The sequence below is a fragment of the Bradyrhizobium sp. USDA 4541 genome, assembly GCF_024171085.1.
Lineage (GTDB): Bacteria > Pseudomonadota > Alphaproteobacteria > Rhizobiales > Xanthobacteraceae > Bradyrhizobium > Bradyrhizobium australafricanum.
This window is the reverse complement of record NZ_JALJZF010000001.1, coordinates 3907492-3925383: the sequence shown is the minus strand read 5'-3', so window position 1 is coordinate 3925383 and position 17892 is coordinate 3907492. Positions and strand designations below refer to the sequence as shown.

19 protein-coding genes and 1 other RNA gene are annotated in these 17892 nt (G+C 64.6%); 9 read left to right on the top strand and 11 right to left on the bottom strand.

The window, feature by feature from the left end; translation table 11 throughout:
* Positions 1-31: 31 nt before the first annotated feature.
* From J2R80_RS18375 to rsmH, 3 genes are read right to left on the bottom strand one after another with little or no spacing between them, the layout of a single operon-like run.
* Positions 32-1789 carry a penicillin-binding protein 2 gene (locus J2R80_RS18375; RefSeq protein ID WP_050385389.1) on the bottom strand — a complete coding sequence of 586 codons (1758 nt, stop codon included), beginning with the start codon at positions 1787-1789 and terminating at the stop codon, positions 32-34.
* An 11-nt stretch (positions 1790-1800) separates the two neighbouring features.
* A complete protein-coding gene (locus J2R80_RS18370; protein ID WP_035632058.1) occupies positions 1801-2250 on the bottom strand; it encodes a hypothetical protein in 450 nt (149 codons plus the stop codon).
* Positions 2251-2252: 2 nt separating this feature from the next.
* A complete protein-coding gene (gene rsmH, locus J2R80_RS18365; RefSeq protein ID WP_168859068.1) occupies positions 2253-3248 on the bottom strand; it encodes a 16S rRNA (cytosine(1402)-N(4))-methyltransferase RsmH in 996 nt (331 codons plus the stop codon).
* A gap of 580 nt (positions 3249-3828) precedes the next feature.
* Between rsmH and J2R80_RS18360 the strand changes: the two genes are divergently transcribed.
* Complete coding sequence (locus J2R80_RS18360; protein ID WP_076824121.1) at positions 3829-4695, top strand: N-acetylmuramoyl-L-alanine amidase; 867 nt, start codon at positions 3829-3831, stop codon at positions 4693-4695.
* Positions 4696-4815: 120 nt separating this feature from the next.
* The gene (locus J2R80_RS18355) at positions 4816-5043 is read left to right on the top strand and encodes a hypothetical protein (RefSeq protein WP_016840052.1); all 228 of its coding nucleotides are present in this window, start codon (positions 4816-4818) and stop codon (positions 5041-5043) included.
* An 80-nt stretch (positions 5044-5123) separates the two neighbouring features.
* Here J2R80_RS18355 and J2R80_RS18350 read toward each other — a convergent pair whose 3' ends face one another.
* Together J2R80_RS18350 and J2R80_RS18345 are read right to left on the bottom strand one after the other, a co-directional pair.
* A complete protein-coding gene (locus J2R80_RS18350) occupies positions 5124-6359 on the bottom strand; it encodes an RNA polymerase sigma factor (protein WP_168859069.1) in 1236 nt (411 codons plus the stop codon).
* A gap of 94 nt (positions 6360-6453) precedes the next feature.
* The gene (locus J2R80_RS18345) at positions 6454-6807 is read right to left on the bottom strand and encodes a YciI family protein (RefSeq protein WP_168859070.1); all 354 of its coding nucleotides are present in this window, start codon (positions 6805-6807) and stop codon (positions 6454-6456) included.
* Between the two features lie 228 nt (positions 6808-7035).
* Between J2R80_RS18345 and J2R80_RS18340 the strand changes: the two genes are divergently transcribed.
* Together J2R80_RS18340 and J2R80_RS18335 are read left to right on the top strand one after the other, a co-directional pair.
* The gene (locus J2R80_RS18340; protein ID WP_168859071.1) at positions 7036-7191 is read left to right on the top strand and encodes a hypothetical protein; all 156 of its coding nucleotides are present in this window, start codon (positions 7036-7038) and stop codon (positions 7189-7191) included.
* Between the two features lie 7 nt (positions 7192-7198).
* Positions 7199-7399: a hypothetical protein gene (locus J2R80_RS18335; RefSeq protein ID WP_057014987.1), complete on the top strand. Its 201-nt coding sequence runs from the start codon at positions 7199-7201 to the stop codon at positions 7397-7399.
* A gap of 236 nt (positions 7400-7635) precedes the next feature.
* Here J2R80_RS18335 and J2R80_RS18330 read toward each other — a convergent pair whose 3' ends face one another.
* Positions 7636-8070 carry a PAS domain S-box protein gene (locus J2R80_RS18330; RefSeq protein WP_168859072.1) on the bottom strand — a complete coding sequence of 145 codons (435 nt, stop codon included), beginning with the start codon at positions 8068-8070 and terminating at the stop codon, positions 7636-7638.
* 105 nt (positions 8071-8175) lie between these two features.
* Positions 8176-9075, bottom strand: coding sequence for a LysR family transcriptional regulator (locus J2R80_RS18325; protein ID WP_253639067.1), 900 nt, complete (start codon positions 9073-9075; stop codon positions 8176-8178).
* Positions 9076-9220: 145 nt separating this feature from the next.
* Here J2R80_RS18325 and rnpB point away from each other — a divergent pair.
* An RNA gene (rnpB, locus tag J2R80_RS18320) (RNase P RNA component class A) lies at positions 9221-9635 on the top strand.
* 168 nt (positions 9636-9803) lie between these two features.
* Here the strand turns inward: rnpB and J2R80_RS18315 are convergent.
* Positions 9804-11255, bottom strand: a complete 1452-nt coding sequence (locus J2R80_RS18315) for a GntP family permease (RefSeq protein ID WP_057014985.1) — start codon at positions 11253-11255, stop codon at positions 9804-9806.
* 4 nt (positions 11256-11259) lie between these two features.
* The gene (locus J2R80_RS18310) at positions 11260-12279 is read right to left on the bottom strand and encodes a patatin-like phospholipase family protein (RefSeq protein ID WP_057014984.1); all 1020 of its coding nucleotides are present in this window, start codon (positions 12277-12279) and stop codon (positions 11260-11262) included.
* Between the two features lie 223 nt (positions 12280-12502).
* Here J2R80_RS18310 and J2R80_RS18305 point away from each other — a divergent pair, with 223 nt between their 5' ends.
* The 3 genes from J2R80_RS18305 (at position 12503) to J2R80_RS43690 (ending at position 13913) form a co-directional block, all read left to right on the top strand.
* Positions 12503-12682: a hypothetical protein gene (locus tag J2R80_RS18305; RefSeq protein ID WP_057014983.1), complete on the top strand. Its 180-nt coding sequence runs from the start codon at positions 12503-12505 to the stop codon at positions 12680-12682.
* A 158-nt stretch (positions 12683-12840) separates the two neighbouring features.
* On the top strand, positions 12841-13368 hold the full coding sequence (locus J2R80_RS18300) for a hypothetical protein (RefSeq protein ID WP_253639066.1): 528 nt from the start codon (positions 12841-12843) through the stop codon (positions 13366-13368).
* A gap of 323 nt (positions 13369-13691) precedes the next feature.
* A complete protein-coding gene (locus J2R80_RS43690; RefSeq protein WP_168859075.1) occupies positions 13692-13913 on the top strand; it encodes a DUF2721 domain-containing protein in 222 nt (73 codons plus the stop codon).
* Here the strand turns inward: J2R80_RS43690 and J2R80_RS18295 are convergent.
* Positions 13894-14622 (bottom strand): alpha/beta fold hydrolase, encoded by a 729-nt coding sequence (locus tag J2R80_RS18295; protein ID WP_168859076.1) that lies wholly within the window; start codon positions 14620-14622, stop codon positions 13894-13896. The two genes, J2R80_RS43690 and J2R80_RS18295, sit on opposite strands and share 20 nt — an antisense overlap.
* 207 nt (positions 14623-14829) lie before the next feature.
* On the opposite strand from J2R80_RS18295, the gene J2R80_RS18290 reads away from it, so the two are divergent.
* Positions 14830-15573, top strand: a complete 744-nt coding sequence (locus J2R80_RS18290) for a sulfite exporter TauE/SafE family protein (RefSeq protein WP_168859077.1) — start codon at positions 14830-14832, stop codon at positions 15571-15573.
* Between the two features lie 64 nt (positions 15574-15637).
* Here the strand turns inward: J2R80_RS18290 and J2R80_RS18285 are convergent, their stop codons facing one another.
* Positions 15638-17437: an ABC transporter ATP-binding protein gene (locus J2R80_RS18285; protein WP_168859078.1), complete on the bottom strand. Its 1800-nt coding sequence runs from the start codon at positions 17435-17437 to the stop codon at positions 15638-15640.
* Positions 17438-17892: the final 455 nt, after the last annotated feature.

The following is a 17892-nucleotide window of genomic DNA, read 5'->3' as shown; positions in this document are numbered from 1 at the left end:
GCGCCGTTCTGGCACCGCGTGAGTATACGCCTTACTGGGTTGTTCTGGATGCCGCAAGAATAAGGCGGTCGGACGGCGGCAGGTCGAATCGCGGTTCAACGCCCAAAAGCGGCGCAATTCGGGCGATCACATTGCCGCCGGTCGGCACCGCATTCCAGCCCGAGGTGATGAACCCGTAGGTTTCCTTCAGGGGCTGTGGCTCGTCGAGCATGATCAGAAGCTGGTATTTCGGATTGTCGGCGGGCAGGATCGCGGTGAAGGCGTTGAGCACGCGCTTCTTGGCGTAGCGGCCGTTGATCACCTTCTCCGCGGTGCCGGTCTTGCCGCCGATATAGTAGCCCTTGACGTCGGCCTTCTTCGCGGTGCCGATCTCGGCATTGAGCCGCATCAGATAGCGCATCTTGTCCGAGGTCTCAGGCTTGATGACGCGCTTGGCGAGCGCCATCGCCTCCTGCTCGGTGCGCTTCAGGAAGGTCGGCGGGATCAGGTAGCCGCCATTGACCAGCGCGTCGATGCCCATCACCGCCTGCAGCGGCGCCACCGCGATGCCGTGACCGAACGAGATGGTGACGGTGTTCAATTCGCCCCACTTCTTCGGCACGATCGGCGAGGCGCTCTCCGGCAATTCGGTGCGCAGCCTCTCGAGCTGGCCCATCTTGCGCAGGAACGCCTTGTGCGCGTCGACGCCCATCGCCAGCGCAATGCGCCCGGCGCCGATGTTGGAGGAATAGTAGAACACCTCCTTCATGTTGATCATGCGACCCATGTTGTGATCGTCATGGATCGCGAACTTGCCGTAATGCAGCGGGCCGCGCGCATCCCACATCGAGTTGAGGTCGAACCGGCCGCTATCCAGCGCCATCGCCAGCGTGAACGCCTTGAAGGTCGAGCCCATCTCGTAGACGCCGGTGGTCAGGCGGTTGATGCGATCGGGATCGTGCGCCTCCTTCGGATTGTTCGGATCGAAATCCGGCAGCGACACCATCGCCACGATCTCGCCGGTGCGGACGTTGGAGACGAGGCCGGAAGCGGCCTTGGCCTTGAACTTCTCTTTCGCCTTGAGCAGCTCGTCGCGCAGCGCGTGCTCGACGCGCAGGTCGACCGACAGCTCCACCGGCTTCTGCAGCCGGTCGGTGGCGAAGCCCGCGCGATGCAGATCGGCCAGACCGTTGCTGTCCAGCCACTTCTCCATGCCGGCGATGCCCTGGTTGTCGATGTTGACCAGGCCGATCAGGTGGGCGACCTCGTTGCCGGTCGGATAGACGCGCTTGTTCTCGCGCAGGAAGCCGACGCCGGGAAGGCCGAGGCGATGGATGTCGCTCTGCTGCTTCGGCGTGATCTCGCGCTTCAGCCAGACGAAGCCCTTGCGCGACGACAGGCGGTCGCGCACCTCGCTGGTGTCGAGATCGGGCAGGGCTCCGGTCAAAAGCTCGATCGCCTCGTCCTTGTCGATCAGGCGGCGCGGTTCGGCGAACAGGCTCGGCGCCTTGACGTCGGTGGCGAGGATTTCGCCGTTGCGGTCGGTGATGTCGGGCCGCGCGGTCGCGATGGCGTCTTGCGATGCGGTGCGGCGCGCACCATGGCTGTCGGCGCCGACGGCGAACAGCACCAGCCTCCCCGCCAGCACGCAATAGACCGCGGCGAAAGCGAGGATGGCAAGACCGACGCGCGCGCGCGCCTTCGCGGCGCGGTCGACATTGCTGCCATACAGCAGCGTGCGGATCAGCCGCTGGTTCCAGGGCTCGGCCGGTTTCACGGCCGGTGTGTTGGCGGGTGCCGGATCGGTCATGGCTGGTCCCGTCATTGCTGGTCTCCCCCGCCCTGCCCGGAGTCGTCGGGCGCAGGCTGGTCGGCGGCCGGCTGGTCGGTCGCCGCCTTGTCGATCGATCCGGTGGTGCTGTCGGGCGCCGCGGCGGCCTCGATGGTATCGATCATCGCGCCGATCGGATCGCGCGAACCGGGCCGCGTGAAGCTCGGCGGCCGTTCCGGCAGGTTCTTCAGGGAATCGTACTGGTTGGCGTTGACCGGCTTCAGCGGCAGATGGCGTTCGGCAAGGCCCTGCAGCCGGAGCGGCGCATCGAGCTTGGCCCATTCGGCGCGCAACGCGGCGATCGCATTGCGCTGCTCGCGGATCTCGGCATTGAGCTGCAGCACGCGTTCGACGCGCGCGGTTGATTCCATCTTGATGCGGTAGACATAGGACGCCGCGAAGATCAGCATGCCGATGACGAGGAGATGGAGAAGGCGCATCGTCACCCTCCCCGCTTCAGGTCGGACAGCCGCGGCCATGACGGCAGCTCGTCGTCGGCGTGCACCGGCGCCGCGGTGCGCTCGGCGGCACGCAGCTTGGCCGATCGCGCGCGCGGATTGGCGGCAAGCTCGGCCTCATCAGGCGTCACCGGACGCTTGGTCAGGATCTGAAAGCTCGGCGCCGCTTGCGCCACCTCGGGCAAATGCCGCGAGCCGGCGGAGACCTTGCCGCGCAGGCTGAGGAAATTCTTGACGATGCGGTCTTCCAGCGAATGGAACGAAACCACGACGAGCCGGCCGCCCGGCTTCAGCACGCGCTCGGCCGCTGCGAGCGCCTCGTGCAGTTCATCGAGTTCTTCATTGACGAAGATGCGCAGCGCCTGAAAGGCCCGCGTCGCCGGATGGATCTCGTTCGGCTTGGCGCGCACGACCTTCGCGACGATATCGGCAAGCGCGTCGGTCGTCGTGATCGGCGCGTCCTTGCGCGCGGCGACGATGGCGCGGGCGACGCCGCGCGAATGCCGCTCCTCGCCGAAGATATAGATGATGTCGGCGAGTTGTTTCTCGGAAGCGGTCGCGACCACGTCGGCCGCGGTCGGGCCGCTCTGGGCCATCCGCATGTCGAGCGGACCGCCGAGCCGGAATGAGAAGCCGCGTTCGGCCTGGTCGAGCTGCATCGAGGAGACGCCGACATCCATCACGACGCCGTCGACCTTATCCACCCCGCGCGACGCGCAGACCTCGGCGAGGTTGGAGAAGCGGTCCTCGACCAGCGTCAGCCGACCGCCCGCGCCGTCGACCAGATCGAAGCCGCCGGTTATCGCGGTGCGGTCGCGGTCGATGCCGATCACGCGGGTCTCGGCGACATCGAGGATCGCCCGGCTGTAGCCGCCGGCACCAAAGGTGGCGTCGACATAAATGCCGCCGGCGCGCGGAGCGAGATGCGCGACCGCCTCGCGGCCCAGCACCGAAATGTGACGCGGCGCACGCTCGCTCATGCGCCGCTCCCGGGCGGGGCCGCGTAACTGGCATGCAAGCTGAGTGCGCGCCGACTCATTGCGCCTCGAATCCTCGCGCCCAGAGCCTTCTTCGTTCCGATTGGATCGGAACGGGGCTCTGGATTCCTGTCTTGACGCGTTTTCTTCACGCGAACCGGTATCCACTTCGCTCGAAAACGCGTGAAAAAGCCGCTGCGTGACGCCAGCGCCAACTCCCGTTCTCGGCCGCAAATCCTGATATCCGACCGGAATTGGGAGGGTTTCCATGGGATTTCGCGCAAACAGCGGGGCTCAGCGTCCTTTGGCCGTCCCCCGAAACCGGTTCGGCACTTCACCTCTCAGTAACGGCACTTAACGTTAAGAAAACGTTGATGATCGGTTAGCGGAATCGCGCGGCTTTGATCCGCATTCGAGTGATACCCTCGCGACCCGCTCCGGGCACAATGGCGCAGCGCATCATGCGGATCGTGGAACCGGCAGGGGTCGATTGCGCGGCCCGCACGGTAAAGGAATAGTAAACGCCTATTTGTTTATCCATATGTCAAAATGCTTTCTCCTGGTTCGGGTTTGAGTGATTCGTATGGCTTCAAGTTCGTCTTCGTCCGGCAACGCTGATTCGAAGCGTCAGCGCGCCCTCCCTGTTCCAAAGGGGGTGGCGGACGCGAAGACGTTCACGCCGGATTCCTCGATCGCCTCCGACGTGATCCCGTCGGCGAACTTCGGCGATCGCGCCAATGGCCGGCAACCCGACATGATCGTGCTGCACTACACCGGCATGCCCGACGTCGAGGGTGCGATCACCCAGCTGTGCACGGCCGGCACCGAGGTCTCGGCGCACTACATCGTGCTCGAGGACGGCCGCATCGTGCAGTGCGTGCCGGAGAGCAAGCGCGCCTGGCACGCCGGCGTGTCCGCGTGGGCTGGCGATGACGACATCAACTCCTGCTCGATCGGCGTCGAGATCGTCAATCGCGGCCACGATTGGGGCTATCCGGATTTTCCGCTGCGCCAGATCGCGGCTGTCATCGCGCTGTGCCGCGGCATCATGCTTCGCCGCAAGGTGGTCCCGCATCGCGTGCTCGGCCATTCCGACGTGGCACCGGCGCGCAAGAAGGATCCCGGCGAGAAATTCCCGTGGCACTCGCTGGCCAATTCCGGCGTCGGGCACTGGGTGCAGCCGGCGCCGATCGTGCGCGGCGACGCGCTGCAGCTCGGTGCGATCAGCGACAGCGTCTCCAACATGCAGGCCGCGTTCCGGCGCTACGGCTACAACATCCCGACCAACGGCAAGTTCGACGGCCCGACCATGGAGGTCGTCACCGCCTTCCAGCGCCACTTCCGCCCGGAGCGCATCGACGGGATCGCCGACCGTTCCACCATGGCCACACTGCACGCGCTGCTCGAGAGCCTGCCGCCGGATGCGGCGACGGTGGTCGCGTCGAGCTAGGCTGGCCTCCGTCCGTCGTCGCGAGGAGCGGTGCATTTACCGGCCAAGTGTGCGTGCACGTTGGAACTTTTCGGCATGAGCGGTCTTTGTAGGTGGGGCGGTCCGAGTGGAGATTCGTCCATGTTCAAAGCACTGATCGCAGGAGCCGCCGCCGTCGGCCTCATTGTCGCTCCGGCAGCCGCTGGCGCTATGTCGACCCAAAGCAAGACCATGTCGTCGACCCATCACAAGACCCAGAAGGTCCATCACGCGCAGAAGAAGATGGCACCCGGCACCACGACCGGCATGTCGAAGGGGACGACGACCGGGCAATCGAGCACCGGCGCCAAGGCAAAGACAGGGTACTGAGCACGCTCAACGCCTCACGGCGCGCTGACCATCGTGGATGAATGGCGCGCCGTCACTGGCCACGCAAGAGATGGGGTGCGTCACCCCATCTCGGCGATGCGCCGCGCATAGAGCCGGCGCAGCGGTTCGAGTTGCGTGGCTGCCGTTGCGGCGAGATAGGCCTGCCGCGCTTCATCCTTGCGGCCGAGGCGGCGCAGCAGGTCGGCGCGCACCGCGGGCAGCTGGTCATATCCCTTCAAAGTGCCGCGCGCGTCCAGCGCGTCGATCAGGTCGAGCGCGCGCGCCGGACCATCGACCATCGACACCGCGGCGGCGTGATTGAGCTCGATCACCGGCGACGGGCTGATGCGCAGCAGCACCTCGTAAAGACCGGCGATCTGCGGCCAGTCGGTGTCCTTGTAACTCGGCGCCCGCGCGTGCAGCGCGGCGATCGCCGCCTGCACGGCGTAGGACTGCGGCCGGCCCGGCATCCGCAGCGCCTCCTCGACCAGTTCGAGGCCTTCGGCGATCTGCTGGAAATCCCACAGCGAACGGTCCTGCTCCTCGAGCAGCACGATATCGCCGCCGGCGGTCTGGCGGCCGGCGCGGCGCGCATCATGCAGCAGCATCAGCGCCAACAGCCCCTTGATCTCGCCGCGCGCCGGTATCAGCGCATCGATCAGCCGCGCCAGCCGGATCGCCTCGCGGGCAAGATCGGGCCGCATCAGATCCTCGCCGGCGGTCGCCGCATAACCTTCGGTGAAGACGAGGTAGATCACCGCGAGCACGCCGGTGAGGCGCGGCTCCAGCGCCTCACGCTCCGGCACCTCATAGGGAATGCCGGCGAGTTTTATCTTTTGCTTGGCGCGCAAGAGGCGCTGCGCCATGGCGTCCTCGCTCACCAGGAAGGCGCGCGCGACCTCGACCGTCGTCAGCCCGCACACCGTGCGCAAGGTCAGCGCGACCTGGACCTCCGCCCCAAACGACGGATGGCAGCAGGTGAAGATCAGCCGCAGCATGTCGTCGTCGAGCGTTGCATCGGCCGGCTCGGGCGAGGACTCTGCATCGAGCAGGATCTGATGCGTCAGTTCCTGCTGCTTGCCGTGAAACGTCGCCGCGCGGCGAACGCGGTCGATCGCCTTGTTGCGGCCGACATTGACCAGCCAGGCACGCGGATTGGAGGGGAATTCGCCGATCGGCCAGCGCTGCAGCGCCACGGCAAAAGCATCCTGAAGCGCATCTTCGGCCAGGTCGAAATCGCCGACGAGACGGATCAGCGTTGCGAGCGCCCGGCCCGCCTCGTCGCGAAACACTTTTTCGATCTGGCTGGGGGTCATGGTCTCACCGTCATTCCGGGGCGATGCGAAGCATCGAACCCGGAATCTCGAGGTTCCGGGTTCGCGCTTCGCACGCCCCGGAACGACGAAACCATCACTTGTCGTAGATCATCACCGGCCTGACTTCGATCGAGCCGGTCTTGGCGCCGGGAATCCGCGCCGCGAGGCCGAGCGCTGTGTCGAGATCCTTGGCATCGACCAGATAATAGCCGCCGAGTTGTTCGCGGGTTTCCGCAAACGGCCCGTCGGTTGTCAGCGTCTTGCCGTCGCGCACCCGAACGGTGGTCGCGGTCGACACCGGCTGCAGCCCGTCACCCGCCTTGAAGTGTCCGCTCTGGATGATGGACTGGGTGTAGACGCCATATTCCGCCGACAGGGCCTTGCGGTCGTCGGCACTCATGCGGCCATATTCCGCGTCGCTCCGGTAGATCAGCAACAGATATTGCATCTTGAGAACTCCTCTTGATCGGCTGGATCGCCGACACCCAGTCGAACGGGCGACACGCAGGACGACATCGTCAGGATAAATTATTTTGGCCGCCCGGCGTGAATGTCTCACCGGCCCGGCGGGCCGCGGAGCCAACTTATATCGGATAATCCGATAGTAATCGCGAATATTATTCGTTTGTTAAATTCATGGCAGCGCGTAGCCTTCGAATGGCCGGAGGACTTCGCCATGACACCACTGCCGCAGACCGCCACACGCCTTTCCCGGCTCCTGCTGTTGATGCTGTACCGAATCCTGCGCAGTCGGATCGTGGCGAAACCGCGCCACCACGCCGGTCAGGTCGCCTCGAACATCGCCGCGGGCGGCAATCCGCTCGGCGTGTGAGGAGGCAATGCAACGGGGCATCACGCGCCTGAAGGCGTTGCGTCAGCTGATCGCCGACGAAGGGCTGACCATCGCGATCCTTGCGGCGGTCGCCGCAGCGACGGTGATCGCATTTGGTTTCGGTGCGGAAGCCGACATCGTGGCCTCGATGCTGGTCATCGGCCTTGTGACCGCGCTGGCGGAGACCCGCCTGCGATCGGGAAAGTAGCTCCAGCGGCCGTGATCGGCTCCGGAGGGGATGACCGAGAACCTGACATTTGCTTGTAGCTTGATCCGCGTCACTGCGAGCCACCGGGTCGCGCGAACGCGCGCCCGATGACAGGCTCCGCGAAGCTATCCATCTGTCGCATGTGCGGAGCGATGGATTGCTTCGTCGCTTCAGCGCAAAATTGCTTCGCAATTTTGTCGCGAGCTCCTCGCAATGACGGCATGGCTTCCCAGCCTTTACGACGATGTCGCGGCCTGCTGCGCGGCGCGGCGCCGCAACTCCTTGAGCTCCTCGAAACGCTTGGTCACGTCGCGCATCACCGCGACGGTGCCGGCGACCTTGTGCGCCGCATCGTGCAGCATCTCGATGGTGAATTCGACGGAGATGCGCGTCCTGTGCCTGGTCAGCGCCGGCACCGACAGCAGATCGCCCTGACCGTAGCGGCTCGTCCCGGTCGCCATCGTGTGCCGGAAGCCGGCCCAGTGACGCGCGCGCAGATTCTCCGGAATGATCAAATCGAGCGATTGTCCGATCGCCTCCTCGGCGCTGAAGCCGAACATCCTGACCGCGCCGGGATTCCACAAGGTGATACGGCCTTCGACATCGGTCGCAACGATCGCGTCGGAGGCTCCCTTGAGCAACGCGTCTCCCACTTCTGCCGCAATATCCATCGTTTGACCTCCTGCTGATCCCGATCCTGCTGTGAACGCGGACGTTTGCGCTGACAAGCGAAGAAAGCCGATGGAATCGATCGGAGATGCCGATAGAAATCGCGGTCAGCGCCGCCGCCGCGCGGCAGGCCTGGCCCGCGGCAGGTCCGCGCTCGCATTAACCTGCGACGCGGCAAGCCGATGCATGGTCTCGACCGCGCGCGCCAGATGATCGTCCTGGCTGTCAGCCGGATAGGCGACATAGGCGGGCATCGCAAAGCCAGGTGCGCCGGCGACGGCGTGCAGCCGCCGCGCCTTCAGGAGCGGCTCCACGATACGACGCGCGAAGAAGCCAGAGCCGCCATTCTCCAAAAGATGCTGCAATCCGAGCCAGCCGATATTCACCGTCAGCGCGGGGCCGGCGAAATTCGGAAACAGCGTGGCGTGACGCGCGTAGAATTCGGGGCCCCAATCGACATAGACATAGCCCGGTCCCGGCTCCGGTGCGCTTTTCGGATCGGTCGACACCAGGATGAGCTGCTCCTCGAACAGCTGCTCGACCTTGAGGCCGGGGCGACTCTGCGGCGTGTACATCACGCAAATGTCGATGCGTCCCTCGACCAGCCCCTGCATCAGCTCGGGCTCGAGCGCGCTCTCGGCGCGGATCGAGATGTCGGGATGCGCCCGCGTCATCAGCGGCAGCCAGCGCAGCAGATACTCTTCCCAAAGTCCGATGCGGCCGCCGACCACCAGCGTCGCGGAAAATCCCTTGGGGATTCCGACATCATGGCGCGCCTGCTCGACGGTGCGGACCAGCACCGAGGCGTGGCGCTGAAACTGCCGGCCGGCCGGCGTCAACGTGGTGCCGGCCTTGTTGCGTACGAACAGCACGCAGCCGAGCTGCTGCTCGAGCGTGTGGATGCGGGTGCTGACGGTCGACTGGCTGACATGCAGCCGCTCCGCCGCGGTGATGAAGTTGCCGGCGCTCACCACCGTCAGGAACGTCCGGGCCAGTTCGGTATCCATGGCACCTCGAGCTTTGGATCGATCAAATCGATATCAAAGGCCTTTCCTCCGCGAATGTCAAAATCAAGGGCCAGCCGGGCGCCAGGCCAAGGTTAACCATCGCAATCGCTTGACGCGGGCGGCCAAAGCCCGCATGCGTAACCCGTCAGTCGGCCGGACGGCCGCTCCCGCAAGCGCCGAAAGGCCGCGGGGGAGGAAAGTCCGGGCTCCATCGACATGCGGTGCCGGATAACATCCGGCGGGGGCGACCCCAGGGAAAGTGCCACAGAGAACGAACCGCTCCCTCCTCGGAGGAAGTAAGGGTGAAAAGGTGCGGTAAGAGCGCACCGCGTTTCCGGCAACGGAGATGGCATGGCAAACCACACCGGGAGCAAAACCGAATAGGGACGGCAACGCGGTTAGTTCGCACACGCGCGATAACACCGCAGGGCGATGTCAGGCCCGCTGTCCGGGTAGGTTGCCCGAGGCAAGGTGCAAACCTTGTCCCAGAGGAATGGCCGTCGCGTACCATTCGCGAGAATGGTGCCCTACAGAACCCGGCTTACAGGCCGGCTGATATTCTAAAGCGTTTTCGAGCGAAGTGGATTTCCGGTTCGCGTGAAGAAAACGCGTCTTGAAGATGGACCATGAGGGGCTCGGCGCGACACGCCGGGCCCCTCGCCAGTTTCAGATCAACGTCGTTCCAGCTACGCGCGCCGGCGGGAAGTAGAGCCAACCATCGTCTTGCGTCAGAACGACCCGAATGCGGTGCCGATCGCAATCACCGCTGCGAGAGCAATGACAGAACTCACAATGCCGACCATGACAATGTCGAGATAGCTATCGCGATGCTTGAGCCCACAGATCGCAAGCAGGCTAACGACAGCGCCGTTGTGAGGTAGAATGTCCAGCGTTCCCGAACCGATCACCGCGACGCGATGCAACAGGCCGGGGTCAATACCCGCCTCCGCGGCAAGGTCCATATAGGTCCGTCCCAGCGCATCGAGCGCGATCGTCAAGCCGCCGGAAGCCGACCCCGTCAGCGCCGCAAGGATGTTCGTCGCGACCGCGAGCGACACCAATGGACCGCCTTCAATTCGCAACACCCAGTCCCGCACCACGCCGAAGGCGGGAAGCGAGGCGATAACGGCGCCGAATCCGACAAGGCTTGCGACGCTCAGCGCCGGCAGGACCGACGCGTTGGCACCGGCATCCATCGTTCGTCGCAGTGCGGGCAGCCGCGTCCAGTTGCAGAGGATGACCGTCACGATCGCTCCCGCCAACGCCACGACAACTGACCAGACACCGGCCACGGCAGCCAGTGATGTATTTCCCCACCGCTGTTCGGCCAGGAACGAGAAATCAAGCCGAGGCAGCACAACCAGCGACATCACCAGATTGACGGCGACGACGACGATCAGGGGAAGGATGGCGTTGAAAATCGGGACAGCGGCATCGCTGTGATATCCGTGGCGGAGCTCCGCCGGGTCGAATTCTCGCGCCGTCGTAGCCCGCTCGCGCAACAGCTCGTCGTCGGCTGCATCCGCCGGAACCGGCGGCTCGTCGCCATACCCCTCTTTTGCGCGATGCGCTGCCTTCTCCGCGCGAAGCAGCCACCACAGCCCGACGCTCAGCATGATGATCGAGGCGACAACGCCGAGGCCCGGTGCGGCAAAGGGGGTCGTGCCGAAGAAAGGCATCGGTATCGCATTCTGTATCGACGGCGTGCCCGGCAGCGCCGACATGGTGAAGGTCGAAGTCCCGAGAATGACCGCCGCCGGTACCAGACGACGTGGAATCCCCGCCGTGCGAAACAGCGACTGCGCCATCGGAACGATGACAAAGAAGGCGACGAACAGGCTGACGCCGCCATAGGTGACCAGTGCGCCTGCGAGCACGACCGCAAGGATGATCCGGCGTTCGCCCAGGCACCGGGAGATGAAGCCCGCGACCGCAGCGACCGCGCCGCTGTCATCCATGAGCTTTCCGAACACGGCGCCAAGCAGAAAAATAGGAAAGAACTGCGCGAGAAACTCCGACGCACTACCCATGAAGGTCTGCGTCCAGTTGGCAAGCAGCGGCTCGCCACCGAAGGCTGCGGCCACCAGCGCACAGAGCGGCGCGAGCAGCAGCACGCTCCAACCGCGGAAAGCGAGACAGACCAGCAGTCCAAGCCCGACGAGAATGCCGAGAAGACCCATCGTCTCAGCACTCCGCCAGCAGAATATCGAGATCTGCGGTCGAACGCTCACCGAGATCGGCGCCATGGGCGTCGAGGAATTCGCCGGCGGCTCGCCGCCCTTCCTCGTGCAGCTTGGCCACGAACGCCCATTCGGCATTGAGCTTGGATGACGAACCGAACGTCGCGAGCATGTCGCTCTTGATCCGGTGCGTCTTCATCTGCGCCCAGCGGGCGCCTTCCCCTGTACCGGGATCGGCGACCTGGCGAAGCAACGCGATCATCCGCAGCTCCTTTGCCAGCGGCGAGTTGAACGAGATCTCGTTAAGCCGGTTGAGAATGTCAGCGGCCGTGCGCGGCTGCTCCGGACGCTCGGTCGGGTTGATCTGGACGACGACGGTGTCGCGCGCGTCGGTCTCGCGGACGAGCGGTGTAATCGTGGGATTGCCCGCGTAGCCGCCGTCCCAATAGGGCTCGCCATCGATCTCGATCGCGCGAAACATCGTTGGTAAGCAAGCCGACGCGAGCAGGACTTCCGCGGTAATCTCCGCGTTGCGAAAAATCCGTCCGCGGCCCGTACGCACGCGCGTGGCGGTGATGAAGAGCTTGATCGGCGCGCGTGCAAGACGCTCGAAATCGATACTGTCGTTCAATATGTCGCGTAGCGGATTGAAGCCAAGCGGATTGAGGTCGTAGGGTGAAAGCATCCGCGACATCAAATCGGTGAAGAGATAGGCCGGGGAGCTGTCAAGCGACCAGCGTCCCATCAGGCGGTCGAGCGGCGACCGTTGCAACGGACTGAATGCGGCGGCGCGCGAGACGCTTCGCCAATATTTTTCAAGCGCTTCGCGTGCGCCGGCAGCGCCGCCCGCGGTCCAACCATCCGCCAGCACGGCTGCGTTCATCGCTCCGGCCGATGTCCCGGATATGCCCGCAATCTGAAACCAAGGTTCTTCGAGAAGCCGATCCAGGACACCCCACGTGAACGCACCGTGCGATCCCCCACCTTGAAGCGCCAGGTCTACGAGCACGGGGCTACGGTTCATGAATCCATGCTCACCAGCACGCGAGGCGCTCATTATGTCGCAGTTCAACCGAACATGCGAGACAAAGTTGCGGTCGCTGCCTAGTTCCGACGGCGAACTTCGAACGATATTATCTCAACTCGAAGCGAACCGATCGCTTCAGTGCCGCCACAGCCCACCTTTCTTAAAAGGCGACATGCATGGGGTGGCGGGCGTAGAGTGTGCCTCTCGCGGAGGATCGCAGATGGACCTTCAGAAGATCATGGCGAAGGCAAGAGACATCGCCAGCAGCACCGGCACAATCACGACCGAGCAACTGAACGGGATGTGCCCCAACAATATGGAGCCCGAAGATATCGCGGCTCTCTTTGCGGCTCTGCGCACTGAGGGGATTCGTCTCAAGGACGACGAAGCAGAAAAGTAGGAGCCACTGTGCTTTGACAATCGATCACTGCGATCGAAGCGCTGCCCGGGTTTGGATGGTAGCAGATTGGCCATCCGGCGGCATTGCAGCTATGATCCGCCAGAGCTGGACGTGTCCTTCTGCCCCGAGATTCAAGACGATCAAGAGGAGGAATAGGAATGTCGGTCGCCTGCAAGTTCGAACGCAGCATCCTCAGCCACGAAGAATATGAGGAAATCCGCCTGACGCATCATCCCGCCATCTACGGCGTCGAGGTGAGCGAGCTCGAGGCCATGCGACTCCGCTTGCGCAAGATGCGCGACAAGGAGCGAACGGTCGGCCGACAAAAGCAGCGAGAGAGCCGCGGAAAGGCCGAGGCTCGCGGCACGAGCTTTCCAGGAACCGCCAAGCATGCGTCAGAGCGAAAACAGGTCTTCGCGGCAGCGCTGAAACGGGTCAACACGGAGCTGAGGCGTCAGCACAATCTGGCAGCCCGGACCGCACATGTCGAAGCAGCGCGAAAGGCCCTCGCGCTGCACCGGGCCGCGAACTTCACGACGCGTCCCCCGGCAGGAGGCACCGCGGGCGAAGGCATGGCGTCGAAGCCAAGCGAACGCCGACGAAAGATCATTGCAGGCGCAAAGATCGGACGCGTATCGCAGGCGACAAAGGTCGCTCAAGCCGCCCGCGACGCGCGCGGTGCATGATCCCGGGCAAACAAGCGGCTGATTGATTCCGGCGCGGCATCGGCAGCCCGCGGCATACGCCAGCCGTCGCGGTTGCGCGCGGTCTGTCGCATGCTGAAGCGGACAGGGCGCGGCGTTTCAGCGGCATTGGTCAATGCAACCGCCAGTCGATCAGTGCCCGCCAGAACCTCAAACCCAATCCGGACGCTGATCTCCCGCATGAACCGCGTGACCGACCGGATACAAGCTCTTGATGCGGTCCCGGACGGCGATGATGCCAAAACAGGGCGTAAGAGAGACATGCCCCGGCTGAGGCGCCGCGCCGAGCTCCTCAATCGCCTATCATGTTCTCCACAATAAGCGCCATCCCGACGTGCCTGCTGGTGATCGTGGCATTCGTCAGTACCTATTTCCAGCTGCGGCACGAATATGGTGTCGCCATACTTTTTATCGTAGCGCTCGGATCTTTCACCGCAGCGCTGATAGATCTCGTCCGTGAACGAGGATTGCCGTGCACGAATACGATCTGGATCGCTAGAGATCGCCTCAGGAAACAATCTCCATGAGCATCGCCATCAGCGCCTCCGGCGCGGTGACGTTCGGCGAATGGCTGGCGTCGATCTCGAAATAGCGCCAGCCGGCTTCGTTCCTGATGCGCCGGGCGAACTGGCCGAACGTGTCGGCCTGCGTGGCGCGGGTGGCGTAGATGTAGCTGCGCGGCAGGCTGGTCTCGCCGTGCTTCAACCGCAATTTCTGCTCGAAGCATTTGATCGGCATGTCGACGCGCCGCGTGCTCAGCCATCCGACGTCGGCGGGCGACGTGTCCGGCGGCACCGGCATCGGCGGAATACGCCAGCCGTCGCCGTCGCTCGCGAACTCACGCATGGTCTCGATCGCCGATTCGTTGAGATCGAACAGCGACTGGCCGTCGCGCGGCACGAAGGCGTCGATATAGATCATCTGCGCGATGCGCTCGCGCACCCGGTCGGCGACGCCGGTCGCGACCATGCCGCCATAGGAGTGGCCGATCAGCACGATGTCGTGCAGGTCCTCGTAACTGATGACGCTGAGCACATCCTGGATATGCGCCTCGAGGTCGAGTCCTTGATGCGCAAGGTGCGCGCGCTCGCCAAGCCCGGTGTAGCTCGGCGTGACCAGCCGATGGCCGGCGGCCTGCATCAGGGGATGCATCTTCTTCCATGCCCAGCCTGCCGACCAGGCGCCGTGACAGACCAGAAAGGTTTTTTGCGAATTCGCAGGCGAGCCTGAAGTCATGGGATGCTTCCGTTCCGATTATCGTTGATGAGCCGTGATTTTGAATAGTACCTGCGAGACGCGTTGTGTAAACGTGGCGCCAAATACCACCGTCGTTCCGGGGCGATGCGCCAGCATCGAACCCGGAATCTCGAGATTCCCCGGTGCGCGATTGCGCACCTGCGGTCTGGTCCTTCGGACCATCCCGGAATGACGAAGGAGAAAAAAATGACCCCGGCAAGCTATGCGATCCTGTTCTTCGGCGCGCTTGCCGGCGGTTTCGTCTCCGGTCTTGCCGGTTTCGGCACCGCACTGATGGCGCTCGGCATCTGGCTCTATGTGCTGCCGCCGACACTCGCGGTGCCGCTGGTGCTGGTCTGCTCGGTCATCGCGCAGCTCTCGACCTTGCCGTCGATCTGGAAGAGCATCGATTTCCGTCTGGTCTGGCCGTTCGTCATCGCAGGCCTCGCGGGCGTGCCGATCGGCATCCTGCTGATCGCGCGGGCCGACCCCGAGGTCTTCAAGCTGACCATCGGCGTCTTCCTGCTGGTGTTTCCGACCGCGTTGTTCCTGCAACGCAAGCCGATGTCGATCGCCTTCGGCGGCAAATGGGCCGATGGCGCGATCGGATTTGCCGGCGGCATCCTCGGCGGCCTCGCCGGACTGTCCGGCCCGCTGCCGATCCTGTGGGCCAGCGTGCGCGGCTGGGGCAAGCAGCAGCGCCGCGGCGTGTTCCAGATCTTCAACTTCACGATCCTGGCGGCCGCGCTTTGCGCGCAGATCGCAAGCGGCCTGGTGAAAACAGAGCTGACCTGGCTGGTGGCGTGCGCGTTTCCGGGGACGCTGCTCGGCGCCTGGCTCGGTGCGCGGCTCTATCATGCGCTCAGCGACCGCAATTTCTCCGACGTCGTGCTGCTGCTGCTGTTCCTGTCCGGCGTCGCGCTGGTATGGAACGGGCTGGCGCCGAAATAGCGCGGGCGCTGCGTGAGCGTCGGTTCTGATCCAATCAGAACCGACGCTCCAGCCATGCGCCATCTCACTCCGCCGCGGCCTGACCGAACTCGGTCGCCTGACGCTCGAACAGGCCGCGATAGATGCCGCCTTGACGCGCGGCGAGCACCTCATGGGTGCCCTGCTCGACGATCTCGCCGCGGTCGAACACCAGGATGCGATCCATGCTGCGCACGGTCGACAGCCGGTGCGCGATCACGATCGAGGTGCGGCCCTTCATCAACCGTTCCATCGCCTGCTGGATCAGCGCCTCGGATTCCGAATCGAGGCTCGAGGTCGCCTCGTCCAGGATCAGGATCGGCGCATCGGCCAGGAAGGCGCGCGCCAGCGCCACGCGCTGCCGCTCGCCGCCCGACAGCTTGACGCCGCGCTCGCCCACCAGCGTGCCGTAACCCTTCGGCAGCCGCATGATGAAGTCGTGCGCATTGGCAAGCCGCGCCGCCTGCTCGATCGCCTCCATGCCGGCGCCCGGCCGGCCATAGGCGATGTTCTCCGCCAGCGTGCGGTGGAACAGGATTGGCTCCTGCTGCACGATCGCGATCTGGCTGCGCAGCGATTGCTGCGTCGCCCTGGCGATGTCCTGACCGTCGATCAGGATCCGGCCAGCGGAGACGTCGTAGAGCCGCTGCACCAGCTTGACGAAGGTCGTCTTGCCGGAGCCGGAGCGCCCGACCAGGCCGACCCGCTCGCCGGCGTCGATGTCGACCGACAGCCCGTCATAGAGCGGCCGGCGGTGGCCGCCATAGTGAAACGTGACGTCGTCGAACACGATGCGGCCGCCCTGGATGTCGATCGTCCCAGCATCATCCGCATCGACGATGCCGAGCGGCTCGCCATGGATCTGCACCAATTCCTCCATGTCGTTCACCGAACGCTGCAGGTTGTTGATGTGCATGCCGACATCGCGCAGATAGGCATGGATGATGTAGTAGCTGGTCAGCACATAGGTGACGTCGCCCGGCGTGGCGCGGCCCTGCGCCCACAGCAGGATCGCACCGCCGATCACCGAGGCGCGGAAGCACAGCAGCACCACGAGCTGCGCCGTCGAGGTGTGATTGTAGCGGAACCAGGTCCGCCGCACCCGTCGGCGCCAGCGGCTGATGACGCCGTCGAGCCGCACGTCCTCGCGCGTCTCCGCGCCGAACGACTTCACCACCGCGTTGCAGGTCAGGGCGTCGGCCAGCGTGCCGCCGACCTTGGTGTCCCACGCATTGGAAACGCGCGCGGCAGGCGCCACGTAGCGCACCTGGAACACCATGGTCATCGCGACATAGATCACCGAGCCGACCGCGATCACCGCGCCGAGCTGCGGCCAATGCACGCCGAGCAGGATCATCGAACCGACCAGCACCACGACCGACGGCAGCAGCGCCATCAGGATGGTGTCGTTCAGCAAATCGAGCGCCCACATGCCGCGCGTGATCTTGCGCACGGTGGAGCCGGCGAACGAATTGGCGTGCCAGTCGGTCGAGAAGCGCTGCACCCGCATGAAGGCCTGCTGCCCGACATCGGACATCGTCTTCAGCGTGAACGGCACGATGGTCTGGATGCCGACCAGCCGCAGCACCAGCGACAGCGCGCCGAGGCCGACGATGGCGCCGAACGCCAGCATCGCCGCATGGCGCGCGGCCGCATTGGTGGCGCCCGCGGTCAGCGCGTCGACCAGATGGCCGGAAAACACCGGCATGAACAGGTCGGCCGCGGTTGCGCCGAGGAATCCGGCCGTCACCGCGGAGGCACGCAGCGGCTGTTCCAGCCAATGGCGGAAGACAAAGGGAAGCACGATCCGGATTGCGGCCGGCCGCTTGGTCGTCAGAGAGGTCATGGCACATTCCGGCCACGCGTTTGCAGCGCGTGCCGGCTCCATCTGAGGCGACGTGCGGGCAGAATCCGACCGCGAGCGCCGCTGGAAATTGTCGATAGCGTGTTGGGAAGTTTTGCTGATCGGGGATCAGGCCCGGTCAGCGCCGGGAGCTAACGCCTAAACGCGTCCAGCACCGTCGAACGCGGGCGCGCGATCTGCGAAATAAACGACTTCATGCGCATCTCCCCGGTTCGAGTAAGGAAGCGCTGCTTATAAATGCATCACGCGCGATTGGCAAGGTAACATCGGCGTGAGTGCGTCAATGTGTCGGCGATATCAGCTATTCACGCGACCGGGCGCAGCCCGCGCGCCGATGCGATGCACTCAGCCCGGCGACAACGGCACACTTTCGTAGCCCGGATGAGCGAAGCGAAATCCGGGGCCGCGTCACGTTCAGTGATGAACTGCCGAGATCG